Source organism: Nitratireductor indicus C115 (assembly GCF_000300515.1).
GTDB classification, from domain to species: domain Bacteria; phylum Pseudomonadota; class Alphaproteobacteria; order Rhizobiales; family Rhizobiaceae; genus Nitratireductor; species Nitratireductor indicus.
On record NZ_AMSI01000003.1, the window covers coordinates 363,594 to 376,495 of the forward strand.

At 60.3% G+C, this 12,902-nt stretch carries 14 protein-coding genes and 1 tRNA gene; 8 read left to right on the top strand and 7 right to left on the bottom strand.

Going from position 1 to position 12,902, the window contains the following annotated elements:
• Positions 1 to 117 precede the first annotated feature (117 nt).
• From NA8A_RS06475 to NA8A_RS06485, 3 genes are all read left to right on the top strand, one after another.
• A complete protein-coding gene (locus NA8A_RS06475; RefSeq protein ID WP_009449850.1) occupies positions 118 to 879 on the top strand; it encodes a 3-hydroxyacyl-CoA dehydrogenase in 762 nt (253 codons plus the stop codon).
• A gap of 76 nt (positions 880 to 955) precedes the next feature.
• Complete coding sequence (locus tag NA8A_RS06480; protein ID WP_040671983.1) at positions 956 to 1,726, top strand: HugZ family pyridoxamine 5'-phosphate oxidase; 771 nt, start codon at positions 956 to 958, stop codon at positions 1,724 to 1,726.
• Positions 1,723 to 2,523: a TrmH family RNA methyltransferase gene (locus NA8A_RS06485; RefSeq protein ID WP_009449852.1), complete on the top strand. Its 801-nt coding sequence runs from the start codon at positions 1,723 to 1,725 to the stop codon at positions 2,521 to 2,523. Before NA8A_RS06480 ends, NA8A_RS06485 begins: the two co-directional genes overlap by 4 nt.
• 112 nt (positions 2,524 to 2,635) lie before the next feature.
• Here NA8A_RS06485 and NA8A_RS06490 read toward each other — a convergent pair whose 3' ends face one another.
• Both NA8A_RS06490 and NA8A_RS06495 read right to left on the bottom strand, forming a co-directional pair.
• Positions 2,636 to 3,820 carry a coiled-coil domain-containing protein gene (locus NA8A_RS06490; RefSeq protein WP_040671985.1) on the bottom strand — a complete coding sequence of 395 codons (1,185 nt, stop codon included), beginning with the start codon at positions 3,818 to 3,820 and terminating at the stop codon, positions 2,636 to 2,638.
• 113 nt (positions 3,821 to 3,933) lie between these two features.
• Positions 3,934 to 4,488, bottom strand: coding sequence for a DUF1134 domain-containing protein (locus NA8A_RS06495; protein WP_375295327.1), 555 nt, complete (start codon positions 4,486 to 4,488; stop codon positions 3,934 to 3,936).
• A gap of 412 nt (positions 4,489 to 4,900) precedes the next feature.
• Between NA8A_RS06495 and chpT the strand changes: the two genes are divergently transcribed.
• Positions 4,901 to 5,533 carry a histidine phosphotransferase ChpT gene (gene chpT, locus NA8A_RS06500; RefSeq protein ID WP_009449855.1) on the top strand — a complete coding sequence of 211 codons (633 nt, stop codon included), beginning with the start codon at positions 4,901 to 4,903 and terminating at the stop codon, positions 5,531 to 5,533.
• Positions 5,534 to 5,666: 133 nt separating this feature from the next.
• Here chpT and NA8A_RS25070 read toward each other — a convergent pair whose 3' ends face one another.
• The gene (locus tag NA8A_RS25070; protein ID WP_143087875.1) at positions 5,667 to 5,846 is read right to left on the bottom strand and encodes a hypothetical protein; all 180 of its coding nucleotides are present in this window, start codon (positions 5,844 to 5,846) and stop codon (positions 5,667 to 5,669) included.
• A 41-nt stretch (positions 5,847 to 5,887) separates the two neighbouring features.
• Here NA8A_RS25070 and NA8A_RS06505 point away from each other — a divergent pair, with 41 nt between their 5' ends.
• Positions 5,888 to 6,262 (top strand): response regulator, encoded by a 375-nt coding sequence (locus NA8A_RS06505; RefSeq protein ID WP_009449856.1) that lies wholly within the window; start codon positions 5,888 to 5,890, stop codon positions 6,260 to 6,262.
• 10 nt (positions 6,263 to 6,272) lie between these two features.
• Here the strand turns inward: NA8A_RS06505 and NA8A_RS06510 are convergent, their stop codons facing one another.
• Together NA8A_RS06510 and ctrA are read right to left on the bottom strand one after the other, a co-directional pair.
• Complete coding sequence (locus NA8A_RS06510) at positions 6,273 to 7,163, bottom strand: glycosyltransferase family A protein (protein ID WP_009449857.1); 891 nt, start codon at positions 7,161 to 7,163, stop codon at positions 6,273 to 6,275.
• A 252-nt stretch (positions 7,164 to 7,415) separates the two neighbouring features.
• Complete coding sequence (gene ctrA / locus NA8A_RS06515) at positions 7,416 to 8,111, bottom strand: response regulator transcription factor CtrA (protein WP_009449858.1); 696 nt, start codon at positions 8,109 to 8,111, stop codon at positions 7,416 to 7,418.
• A gap of 445 nt (positions 8,112 to 8,556) precedes the next feature.
• Here ctrA and NA8A_RS06520 point away from each other — a divergent pair, with 445 nt between their 5' ends.
• Positions 8,557 to 8,928, top strand: coding sequence for a hypothetical protein (locus NA8A_RS06520; protein ID WP_040671986.1), 372 nt, complete (start codon positions 8,557 to 8,559; stop codon positions 8,926 to 8,928).
• A gap of 361 nt (positions 8,929 to 9,289) precedes the next feature.
• Here the strand turns inward: NA8A_RS06520 and sciP are convergent, their stop codons facing one another.
• Entirely contained in the window at positions 9,290 to 9,565 is a 276-nt protein-coding gene (sciP, locus tag NA8A_RS06525; RefSeq protein ID WP_009449860.1) for a CtrA inhibitor SciP, read from the bottom strand.
• A 287-nt stretch (positions 9,566 to 9,852) separates the two neighbouring features.
• Between sciP and mnmA the strand changes: the two genes are divergently transcribed.
• Entirely contained in the window at positions 9,853 to 11,037 is a 1,185-nt protein-coding gene (mnmA, locus tag NA8A_RS06530) for a tRNA 2-thiouridine(34) synthase MnmA (RefSeq protein WP_009449861.1), read from the top strand.
• A 205-nt stretch (positions 11,038 to 11,242) separates the two neighbouring features.
• Here the strand turns inward: mnmA and NA8A_RS06535 are convergent, their stop codons facing one another.
• Positions 11,243 to 12,217, bottom strand: a complete 975-nt coding sequence (locus NA8A_RS06535) for a Gfo/Idh/MocA family protein (protein ID WP_009449862.1) — start codon at positions 12,215 to 12,217, stop codon at positions 11,243 to 11,245.
• A 232-nt stretch (positions 12,218 to 12,449) separates the two neighbouring features.
• Here NA8A_RS06535 and NA8A_RS06540 point away from each other — a divergent pair.
• A tRNA-Met gene (locus tag NA8A_RS06540) sits at positions 12,450 to 12,526 on the top strand.
• The last annotated feature ends 376 nt before the right edge of the window (positions 12,527 to 12,902 follow it).

Here is a 12,902-nt window from a genome sequence, read left to right on the forward strand (position 1 = left end):
ATCCGCAATCGTTTGTGCAATTTCGCAAACCGCCTAAGCGGAGACACGCCCAAAGACGGCCTTCCGCCCGTCTCCGCCGCTCGCTAGTCTTCCCGCGAACACAAGGGAGGATCGTTCATGAACCCATCCGGAGCAATTGCAATCGTCACCGGTGGCGGCTCGGGCCTCGGCGAGGCCACGGCGCGCGCGCTTGCAGCAAAGGGAGCCAGGGTGGCCATCGCCGATGTCGGCATGGACAAGGCGCTGAAGGTTGCCGAAGATCTCGGCGGCATTGCGGTCAAATGCGACGTGTCGAGCGCCGAGGATGGCGATGCCCTGCTCGCCACAGTAACCGGGAAACTCGGTACACCACGTATCCTCGTCAATTGCGCCGGCATCGTTGCGGGCATGAAGACCGTCGGCAAGGACGGCCCGCATTCGCTCGATCTTTACCGCAAGGTGATCGAGATCAACCTGATCGGCAGCTTCAACATGATCCGCCTGTTCGCCGCCGCGGCAAGTGCTGGCGATCCACTGGAAGGCGGCGAGCGCGGCGTCATCGTCAACACCGCATCCGTTGCCGCTTTCGATGGCCAGATGGGCCAGGCCGCCTATTCCGCATCCAAGGGCGGCATCGTCGGCATGACGCTCCCGATTGCCCGCGACCTCGCCCGCTCGGGCATCAGGGTCTGCACCATAGCGCCCGGCATCTTCAAAACCCCCATGATGGCGGGCCTGCCGGAGGACGCCCAGGCATCGCTTGGCGCTCAGGTTCCCTTCCCGCCACGCCTCGGCGAGCCGGCCGAATATGCAGCCCTTGTCTGTCATATCGTGGAGAACCAGATGCTGAACGGCGAGACCATCCGCCTCGACGGTGCGATCCGCATGGCGCCGAAATAGCCCCTGAAATCTCCCCGTGGTCTTGCGGGGCATTGCACGATGGGCCATGGAGACGCTTCAAGACAAGGAAGCGGCCATGAGCAAAGACAAGAAGAAAGACGTCCTTCTGGAAACGGATGACGAGGCGATCCGGCTTGGCCGGACGCTTCTGCGCAGTGCCCGGTTCGGTGCGCTGGCGACCATCGACCCGGAGGACGGCGCACCACTCGCAACCCGTGTCGCCACGGCCTCGGACATGGATGGCGCGCCGCTGATCCTCGTTTCCGGCCTTTCCGCCCATACCCGCGCGCTGGAAGCCGAACCACGTTGTTCATTGCTTCTCGGAGAACCCGGCAAGGGTGATCCGCTTGCCCATCCGCGCCTGTCGCTCAAGGCAACCGCCCGCCGCATCGAGCGCGAAAGCGAGGATCACGCCAGGGCCGAACGGCGCTATCTCGCCCGCAACCCGAAGGCCAGACTCTATATCGGCTTCGCCGATTTTACCCTGTACCGGCTGGAACCGGAGGCTGGTCTTCTGAACGGCGGTTTCGCGCGCGCCTATCGCCTTGGCCGCGACGACCTTCTCAGCGACGAAACGGCAAGCGCAACGCTCGCTGACGGGGAAGCTGGCGCAATCGCCCACATGAACAGCGACCATGCCGACGCGGTGGAGAACTACGCCCGCCACTATGCCCGTGCCCCCGCTGGCAGATGGACGCTCACCGGCATCGACCCCGACGGCTTCGACCTGGCGCTGGGCGATGAAATCCGGCGTGTCTTCTTCGAGGAAACGGTGAACGACGCCACCGCCATGCGCATGGCGCTGGTGGACATGGCCAGGAAAGCGCGCACGGCGTTGTCCGAATGACCCGACCTCTGATCCGTATCGAGGATATCGACGATCCGCGCATCGCCGCCTATCGCAACATTCGCGAACGCGACCTCGTGGGCCGCGAGGGGCGTTTCATCGCTGAAGGCCGCGTGGTCCTCAACGTCCTGTTCTCCACCAGCCGCTTTTCGGCCGAAAGCGTTTTCCTGCGCGACAACCGCGTCGCCGGGCTTGGCGAACTGATTACCCACATCCCTGAAGATGTGCCCGTCTATGTAGCAGATGGCAGTGTTATGGATGGCATTGCCGGCTTCGAGATGCATCGGGGCATCGTCGCGATCGGGCGCAAACCCGCAACCGATGGCGCCGGCCTTCTCGACAGTCTTCCCCGCGAGGCGCTCGTCGTCGCGCTCTCAGGCATCGCCAATCACGATAATATGGGGTCGATCTTCCGCAACGCAGCGTCCTTCGGCGCGGCGGCAGTCCTTCTCACCGAGGATTGCTGCGACCCGCTTTACCGCAAGGCGATCCGTGTATCGGTCGGCGCAGCGCTAAAGGTTCCCTTCGCCCGCTTTCCCGACGCCGACACTCTTGCGGCATCACTCATCGAACGCGACTTTTCGCTGCTTGCGCTAAGCCCGCGCGGCGCGCTCGACATTGCGGATGTATCGCGGGCCGACCGGCATGCGCTGCTACTGGGGAGCGAGGGCCATGGGCTTTCGGAAGAAGTAATGGAGCGTCTTCCAACCGCGCGCATCGACATGGCAGCGGATTTCGACAGTCTGAACGTGGCGGCAGCCTCTGCCATCGCGCTTCACAGACTATGGCGCGGCTGAAACAGCGCTTGGAGCGCCGTGCGTCCGCTCAAGCGCACCGCCCCGCATATTCACATTAATCCAGGCGTCAGGTTTTCAACCGAACGCGAAATCTATTGGCAATCTGCGGCAATCAACTCTTTGCGGCTGCCCGCAAAGCCCGTACGCGATCCGCAAGACTGATCGGACGGCTCTCGTCCTCGGCATCGGTATCGGCTGAAAGCGCCTTGTCGATTACGGCACCGGGTCCTTCCAGAGCCGCGGCGAGACTGACGACCTCAGCGGCAAGCGTGCTGATCTGGTCGCGCAACCGGCTGTCGGAAACAGGCTGGCCCGCATCCTTCTGCACCACGTCAGATGCCGGGGCAGCCGTTGCAGCCGCCTTCAGTTCGGCCCGCAGCTTCTTGTTTTCCTTCAGCAGCTTGGAAAGTCGCGTCTGCAATTTCTCGCGCTCCACGGAAAAACCCTCATCATCCGCTGCGGCCACGGCAGCAGCACCCTTTCGGGCAACGGGCTTTGCATCGGCTTCATCGGAGGAGGCCACGCCCCCCGCTGCCTTCAGATCCTTGCGCAGACGCGCGATTTCGCTTTCGCGACGCTCCAGCAGTTCCTCGCGGTCTGAAAGAACCGTTATGCGGGCCTCCAGCTTTCGCTGCAATTCGGCTGCGCGTTTCTGTTCCGCCTTGAATGCCTCTTCAGCCTCATGACGCGCGCCCGTCGCTTCCCGCAACCCGTTCACCGCCTCGCGGCGGCGTTTGCGCTCGGCCGACAGTTCGGCTTCCATGCGTCGTAGCTCACTGTCCCGATTGGCCAGTTCGATCTGGCGAGTGCTTGCCGAGACGCGCTCCTCTTCATAGATTTCTTCGAGCTTGTCGATTGCGCCGGCACGAACCTGAAGTTCCTCCTCCGCGCCTTCCAGGCGCTCGGTCAGCCCGGCAATAGCCTTTGCGCTCTCTTCAAGATTGGCCTTCTGGCCCGCAGTTTCCTCACGCAACCGCTCCAGCGCCACATCCTGCTTGCCGCGCATGTCGGCAAGTCCCAATGCCTGTTCTTCAAGGCGGGCAAGCTCCGCCATCTGCTGTGCGGTCTTGCGGTTCAGCGCCTCGACATTCATCTCAAGACGGCGCGCCGACATCGCATGTTCGGCCCGCAGGCGATCCTTTTCCGCCTCGAGCTCATTCACGGACAGAGGCATCGAGGCCTCGATCCGCCGCTTCGTGAGATAGACGGCCCGCCGCCACAGGATGGGCGCGGCCAGAAGCGCCAGAAAGCCTGCGGTGAAGAATCCGAGCAGAAAGAGGAGTACCGACTGGATCAACGTTGAAAATCCGTTTGAATACAGGAGCTGCCCGCCAATGGCGGACATCCCCTTGCGTCACGCAAAAAGGCGCGCGCGTCAAGCATCCGGCGGTGGTAGCCGTCCGTTTGCGCTCAGAACGGGTTCCAAGTCGGGCTCTGCGTAAGCTTCAGATAACCGATATTCACGCCAAGACGGGCGCCGACGCCCGTACGGATCGGCACGAGCACCATATCGCCGTTCTTCAGCGCGTTGAAACCAAGCCCTGCCACCAGATAGGCAGAACCGGCGACCCCGGCAAAACGCTTGTAAAGCGCATCGACGGAATTCAGGTTGTAGACGAGGATCATCACGCGCGATCCCTGGCCGCCATAATCCCAGCCAAAGGATGGCCCCTGCCAGAAGACCTTGTGATCGCCGGCATTCTTTGTGTAGAGAGTACCCTCGCCATAGGTAAGGCCACCGATGAAGGCACCCGACCCCTCCTCGCCCAGAACATAGCCATTAGGCAGGCCATAGCTGGCGAAAACCTTCTCCACCACCGTCGCAAGGCCGCCCGTCGTCGCCCCGAAGAACCCGTGGCCGGCGTCAACAATTTCCTGCGCCGTATAGCCTGTATCGGCCCTCGCCGCCGAAACCGCGCCCAACCCGCCAAGGGCGAGCGCCAACAGCACAATCGCGGCTCGCATGAACCGCGTGCAGTCGAAAAATCTGGCAGACATTCACTCAACTCCGTCCGTGGATAGCTCTTCGGCACTCGCCCGAAACACACCCGCCGCCGCTTGGAACAGTGCTTTGTTTAAAGATAGGCGCCGAATCTTTTCCAAATATTAACCTCACCGGGAAAGATGGCTTGTCGAAGGCATTCGGAGCGTTCCGAACGGATTTCCATAGCCTCCCACGACCCGGCACATGGCGCCAGGTCAGCCTGTTGCCGCACCTCTCCGGCCTGTGTAACCAGAGACGGTGCGTTCCAGCGGCTGATTCGCAGGGAGGCGGAAGTTCGTCCGAGGGGCCGGATCGCCAGCACATTAACCCGCCCGGAACCACGGATCCGGTTGGAGCGAGACCCATTGGCAAACCATCTAAGGACGGATGATCATGTCGGACCTTCTTTCCCTGAGCGCGCCGGATCTCGCCGCTCTTCTGTGCAGCCGCGTATGCCACGACATCATTTCGCCCGTCGGCGCGATCAATAACGGGCTTGAACTGCTCGATGAGGGCGGCGCCGACGAGGATGCCATGAACCTGATCCGCGCAAGCGCGGTCAACGCCTCCGCCCGCCTGCAATTCGCCCGCATCGCCTTCGGTGCGGCCGGTTCAGCCGGAATGCAGATCGATACCGGTGACGCCCAGACGGTGGCTGCAGCTTTCATCAACAACGAGAAGCCCGAGCTTGAATGGGTCGGCGCCCGCGCCTTACTGCCCAAGAACCAGGTGAAATTGTTGCTCAACCTGCTTCTGGTCGCCAACGCAGCAATCCCGCGAGGCGGCAAGCTTCACGTATCGCTCGAAAATCTCGATACGGCTCCCTCGTTCACCATTACCGCGCAGGGTCCGATGCTGCGTGTTCCGCCGAAATTCCTCGAACTCCATTCCGGCAACAAGCCCGAGGAAGCGGTCGACGCACATACGGTGCAGTTCTACTACACGCTGCTCCTCTCCCGCGAGACAGGCATGAAGATCAACATTCGCGCCACCGCGGAAGAAATCATCCTGAGCGCCGGTCTCTAGCAAGCCACCGCAGCTCGAAACCTGCCGCCTGCTGCCGCAGGTTTCGTTACATTCGGCATCTGCCTGAATGCGGCGCGGATATCATAAGAGATTGAAATACAGCCGGCCTTAATGCCGCCGCTAGCGCGTATTTCTATTTTTGCGCGAAAAATGACGAATAAAACAACTTTTTACCATAAATGTTTCCTGCCGGTTTACCAGCCAGCCCCCATACTCCACCTGCCTGCCGTTCGTCCGGCGGGCCCTGAGGCATTGCCCGACGGCCGCCGCCGCCATGCGCCATGTCCAGGCCATCCAAGGCAAGAATGATCATGCGACGCAGGCGTCGTGTGGAGCACCGGTGCATGAAGGGAAATGGAGATGGCTCGCTGCCTCATCGTCGATGATTCAAGCGTGATCCGAAAAGTCGCCAAGCGTATCCTTTCGAGCGCCGACATCATGGTCACCGAAGCCGCCACCGGCGAGGAAGCCATCGCACTTTCAGCCCATGAAATGGCCGACATCATCATCGTGGACAGTTCCCTGCCCGACATGGATTCAAGCGACGTGGTGCGCGGCCTGATGACACTGCCTTCCGAGGGAAAACCGCATATCCTTCTGTGCCTCAGCGCGCTCGATCTCGGCGCGATCATGCGTGCCAAGCGAGCTGGCGCGAAGGGCTATATGCTGAAGCCCTTCACCCGCGCACAGCTCCTGGAGCATTTCCGCGAATTCCGCTTCGCCGCCTGAGAAGCGAACGTCAGCCCTTCGCACGGGCCTCTTCCACCAGCCTGCGCATGGAAGGCGTCATGCGCTTGCGCGACCCTTCGACCGGCCCCGCCGGCAGCCAGATTCCGTAGGTCTGGCGAAAATACTCAATGGCTGCCAGATCCGCTTCCACGCGCCCACGCCCCTCCTCCACATGGTACAGAAGGGCTGAAATCCGGCCCGTTCCGGCATCTTTGGGCAGTTTGTTGCTGGCATTCAGCCAGATAGGAATCCCCGCCCTCTCCAGATGGCCGGAAATCCACGGATCATCGACCGTCCACAGAACGGTCGGAATGTCCCATGCTTCCGGACCAAGCCAGCCTGGACGCACCATAACCCCGCCATAGCCGGATATCTGGTCCACATAGCCGCTGTTTTCGAAAGCACTCGGCTTGTAACGCCCGAACGTGAGAAGCCGGATCAGCCGATAGCGCCAGTCCTTGGGCCGCCACCGCGCCCGTGGCAGCCGGTCTGCCGGGCGCATCGTGTCTGCAATATCGGGAAAGGTCTCGCCCACCTCGACGATGCAGGCATCCGGATGCTCTTCACGCGCCCGCTTGAAACGGCCATGCCAGCCAGGATGATAGAGCTTGTCATCGTCGCATACGAGAACATCGACTGCCTGTCCCTCCAGATCGCGCAACACGGGTAGCAGCTTGGTTGCAGGACCAAGATCGGCCGGGGTTCGGTGGATGGTCACCTCAGCCGGCACCTCCGGCAAGGTTCCGTTCCATTCGGGAAACCGGCGATACCGTTCGGGAATGTAAAGCCTGACCTCGTCCACCGGCAGATCCTGCGCAAGGAGAGAACGAAGTGTCGGTCTAAGCGAAGAAAAACGCGGAGGAATTGCGGACAGGGAAACGACTGTCGGGACGCGAGACATCGAATGGCTTTCGTCAAACCCTCCGGCAGGAGAAGCCCGAACCCAAGCCCGGCCGCACGGAGACACCAAGATTGTTACACTACATAACAAAATTTGCGTTCACGACAAGCCGGCTAATGCGGTCTCGAAAACTTGGCTCAAAATGCTGGCTCGAATACCCGCCCGAAAAATCGGAGCACATTCCTGCAGCCAAAACAAAAACCCGGCCGAAAGGCCGGGTCTTGCGGAAAGCGAAAAGGGAAAGCCTGCGCGTCAGGCGCTTTCGCGAATTTCCTCGGGCTCGCGCAGCACATAGCCGCGGCCCCAGACAGTCTCGATGAAATTCTGTCCGCCGGAAGCCGCATCGAGTTTCTTGCGCAGCTTGCAGATGAAGACGTCGATGATCTTCAATTCCGGCTCGTCCATGCCGCCATAAAGGTGGTTCAGGAACATTTCCTTGGTAAGGGTAGTCCCCTTGCGGAGCGAGAGAAGCTCCAGCATCTGGTATTCCTTACCCGTAAGATGCACGCGCTGGCCCGCGACCTCGACCGTCTTGGCATCGAGATTGACCACCAGTTCGCCGGTCGTGATGACCGACTGGGCATGGCCCTTCGAACGACGAACGATGGCGTGAATACGCGCGATCAGCTCATCCTTGTGGAAAGGCTTCGTCATATAGTCGTCGGCCCCGAAGCCCAGACCGCGCACCTTGTCCTCGATACCGGCCATGCCGGACAGGATAAGGATCGGCGTCTTGACCTTGGAAAGGCGCAACGTCCGCAGAACCTCGTAACCGGACATGTCCGGCAGATTGAGATCCAGAAGGATAATATCGTAATCGTAGAGCTTGCCCAGATCGACGCCCTCTTCTCCGAGGTCGGTCGTATAGACATTGAAGCTCTCCGACTTGAGCATCAACTCAATGCTCTGTGCGGTAGCACTGTCGTCTTCAATGAGCAGAACGCGCATATTCTTCCCCTTTCCGCTGCCGAACCGGCCCTGGCAGGCATCCGGCACCGGAGCAGTGATTTGCCTGAATCGGAGGCTGCCAGTTAATGGTTAACAAAATCTAATTCCATCTGGCAAGCGCCACGAACATATTTCAGCTTTTAGGCCCACCCTCTTGAATCCAATTGCGAATCCTCTTCCCGCATAAATGTTCGTCAGCATGAGCAATCACCGCTAAGCGACTCTCGTACAAACTCAATTCGATGCTTTTTCGAGGCGCAATCTTTACCGTGCCTTAAGCGATCGCCCTTATGATTAACAATGCCCGTAAACGAATGGTTACCAAGGCGGCCGAATCTTAGGAATTTGTTTTCCACAATCGGCTGCCTGGACGCTTCGGGCTGAATTGAAAGGGTTGGGTAGCGCCGAAAGGCGGCTGTGTATTGCGTATCCGGGAGTATCGATGATGAAACCGCGTGAAAACCTCGTTCGACTTAAGCTGTTCCAGGTGAACGAGAAACGCCGCCGTCTGGCCCAGCTCGACGCTATGATTGCCGAGTTCGACCGCATGGCCGGGGAGCTCGATGCTCAAATCATATCCGAGGAAACCAAGGCGGGGATCACAGATCTCAATCATTTCGCCTATCCGACATTCGCAAAGGCTGCCCGTTTGCGCCGCGACAATCTGCGTACCTCGCAGGCAGAGCTCGTTCAGCAGCGCGAAAGCGCGCAGAGCGAGCTGACGGAGGCGGAGGCAGAGCTGGCCAAGGCGGAGGCCCTTGAAAGTCGTGACGGCAAAGGGCGTGAAAATGGTTCCAGCCGCGCCATGACGGGTTGAGCCCTCCGTTCACGTCCCGATAATCATCCCATACCCTGACATTGATCAAGGCGCGGCTCTGTCCGCGCCTTTGTCGTCAGGAAATTGAGAACGACCGGTTCGACCCGGTTTTGCAGGCGCAAAACTTTAATCCGCCGCGTGCCGGAATGATTTGTTGAATGCTGTGCCACTACTCGCGCAACGCAGCCGACATCCGAATGATGATATATAAAGAAAGACCCAGCGCTTCCGGTGCTTCCGAAGCGACGCACAATGCTGTCGTTTTCCGGACACGGCAAAGGCACAGCGGTTTTCTTTCACGACAAAAGAAAACCGCTGTGCCTTTGGACTTTTCTGGAGAAGAACCGGCTGGCGCCGTTCCTTAATGGCGATATTGCTGGATACGCGTCGTGCGAAGCCCGGCAAGGCCATGATCTTCGATGGAAGCCTGCCAGGACAGGAATTCCTCCACTGTCAGCCTGTAGCGCTGACATGCCTCCTCAAGGCTCAGCAGCCCACCCCGGACCGCCGCCACCACTTCTGCCTTGCGGCGAATTACCCACCGTCGCGTGTTGGACGGAGGCAAATCCGCAATCGTCAGCGGGCTGCCATCCGGCCCGATAACGTATTTTACGCGCGGTCGAACCATTTCGGTCATCGTACTCTCTACCTGAAACCAAGACCCAGAGGACAAACTAATGTGCCGGCTTTAAAATTTGCCTAAGCACATGGTAAGCATAAAGTAACGGACATGAATCCGGCGTTAGGAATTAGCTGCAGGTTTGTTTCAAATTGACTCTGTTCCCGCCAGAAACCCTTGCACAGCAAGGCATCGGGAAAAGTTAACGCCTATGAACGCGCAAGAGTGGCGACAAGCACCTGCTTGACCTATATTCGCCGCATTGACATGTAACCGGCCATTGCAGAACAAAGAAGATCAAGCTCATGAACAGCCTAGACCTGCCCGGACGCCCGCAGGATTGCCGCATCGTCGTGGCAATGTCGGGTGGTGTCGATTCCTCGGTGGTGGCCGGTATCCTGGCCAAGGAAGGCTACGATGTAGTCGGCGTCACGCTGCAACTCTACGATCATGGCGAGGCTGCGCACCGACCCGGTTCCTGCTGCGCCGGCCAGGATATCGACGATGCGCGCCGGGTTGCCGAGACCCTTGGAATTCCGCATTACGTGCTGAACTATGAGCAGCGCTTCCGCGAGGCCGTCATCGATCCCTTCGCACAGAGCTATGTGGCCGGCGAGACGCCAATCCCCTGTGTCTCGTGCAACCAGACCGTCAAATTCGCCGATCTTCTGGAAACCGCGCGCGAACTCGGCGCCGATGCGCTGGCCACAGGTCATTATATTCGCAGCCGCGCCAATGGCGCCCATCGCGCCCTGATGCGCCCGGTGGATGCGGATCGCGACCAGAGCTATTTCCTTTTTGCCACCACGCAGGAGCAGATCGACTATCTGCGCTTCCCGCTCGGCGGGCTCTCCAAGCCTGAGGTGCGCGCCATCGCCGAGGAGATGGGCCTGAGCGTCGCCACCAAGCAGGACAGCCAGGACATCTGCTTCGTGCCGCGCGGGCGCTATTCCGATATCATCGGAAAACTGAAGCCCGAGGCCGCCACACCGGGGAACATTGTTCATCTGGATGGCAGGGTTCTGGGCCGCCATGACGGCGTCCTTCACTATACGATCGGCCAGCGCCGCGGCATCGGCGTCGCAACGGGCGAACCGCTTTACGTGGTCCATCTCGATGCGGAGCATGCCCGCGTCATCGTCGGACCGCGCGAAGCGCTGGAGACTCACAAGGTCTTTCTGCGCCAGGTCAACTGGCTGGGAGATGGCGCACTCGACGACCCGTCCGAAAACGGTCTGGAAAACGGCATGGAAGTTTTCGCCAAGGTGCGCTCCACACGCCCTCCCCGCCCGGCCGTGCTTCATCATGCCGATGGCATTACATGGGTCGAGCTGACAGAAGGTGAAGCGGGTGTGGCCCCCGGTCAGGCTTGCGTGCTCTATTCAGACGATACCAATGAGGCGCGCGTTCTGGGCGGCGGTTTCATCGAGCGCTCCGAACGTGGCCGCGAAGCCGAGGCACAGCTGACCCGGCTCGCAGCCACCGCTTGAGTTTCTGACAAGAACACCAGCCGCCGGGACCGGGCACGGGCGACAAGCGCGCCTCGCACGATGAAATGCCGGGAAATGCCGGCGCGTCCAACCCCTCATCTTGCAAAGCCAAGCTCACGCGCGTCATGCCGTGATCTTGCGCATGTCCTTTCCAGGAACCGTTTCCCGCTCCGGGATACATGCCGCAATAACGCGGTCGACTATATCAGGAAGGCTGATTGACGCGGCCGCCATGCACAACGGAACCGGCGGTGAGGATGCGCAGCACCTCTATCGCCTCTTCACCTGTGGTGCGCGGCGCCTCGCGCGTTTCGATGCAATGAATAAAATGCTCCAGCTCGCGCGTGAGCGGCATTCCCTCCTCCACCTGCACATAAGCGGGCTCATTGGCCGTGAAGGCCCAGTGCCCGCTGTCCTGCCAAACCGCGTGCCGATAGACCGCCAGCTTGCGCGGCCAGGGCTCCACATCGTCGAACACGGCCATGGCCTTGTCGCCGACCACGGTCAGGCGACGTTCGCGATAGGGATTGAGACGGGAGATAAAGAGATGGCTGCGCAGGCCGCCGGGAAAGCGCATGTGCACATGTGCGAAATCGCTCAGATGATCGAGCAGAGCCGCGCCCTCACCACGCACCTCGACGGGCGAGGCGCCGGTGATTGCGAGGATCATGGAAAGATCGTGCGGGGCCAAATCCCAAAGGGCGTCGTTTTCGGTGTGAAACTTGCCGAGCCCCAGGCGGTGCGAATGGATGTATCGCACCTCGCCGAGATCGCCCTGGTCAATAAGCGCCTTGAGCTTTTCGAAGGCCGGGTGGAAGCGCAGCACATGGCCGACCATGATGATACGCTTTTCCTCGCGTGCAACGGCGACAGCCTTTTCGGCATCGGCGACGGTCAGCGCAATGGGTTTTTCCACCAGCACGTCCTTGCCGGCCCGCATGGCCCGCATGGCGTATTCGGCATGGAACTGTGGTGGCAGCGCGAGGACGAGCGCATCGATGTCGGGATGATCGAAAAGATCCTCCGGCGCGATGGCGATGCAATCATGCTCGCTGGCGAAGCCCTCGGCCCTGGCCGCATTGGCGTCGGAGACAGCGGCGAGAACACCGAGAGACTTGAGGGTGCGAATGTGGTTCGATCCCCAATAGCCACATCCGAGAACTGCAATACGCGGTTTCATAAAATCCTTGGCCCGATATCCTGGCGCTGCGAACACATATAGGCACCGCCCCCGCGACTCAACCCTTGCGCCCGCCAGATGGACACTTCCTTTATGCGATAAATAGGGCCGACACAAATTCCTGCGGGAAAGAGAAACCCCGCTTGACAGGCCGGACACAGCCACCTTATATCCGCCCGTCTCTTCGAGGCCGCACCGTGAACCGCTTGGTTCGCTTCCGGACCTTGCAGGCGGCGGAGTAGCTCAGTTGGTTAGAGCAGAGGAATCATAATCCTTGTGTCGGGGGTTCGAGTCCCTCCTCCGCTACCATCGCCACAGCGTCCGTATCTTTCAGGGGATTGCCATCCTTCCGTAAGAACGGTGTTAGATGGCCTTTAACATCAATCCTGATATGACCGCCCTCCTCATGGACTGTGATTGAGTGGATCAGTTCGCGGAGCACTGGGCCAAGCTCGCCCATGTCATCCATCAGCCCCAGAGCGACTTCCAACTTCGCACGATTAGAGCGGTGGGGGTTCGAACTTTTCTGCATGAGTCTTTGAGCGAAGGCCGCAATGGCCGTCGGGTGCAGAACGATATTGCTGGCCGGAGGCAGCCGGGACAGTTCAATTTCGAGCCGATCACGCTTCTCGCCGTTCTCTTTGGTCTTCGCCCCTAGAGTCTTGAACCGAGCCGGGTTTACCGG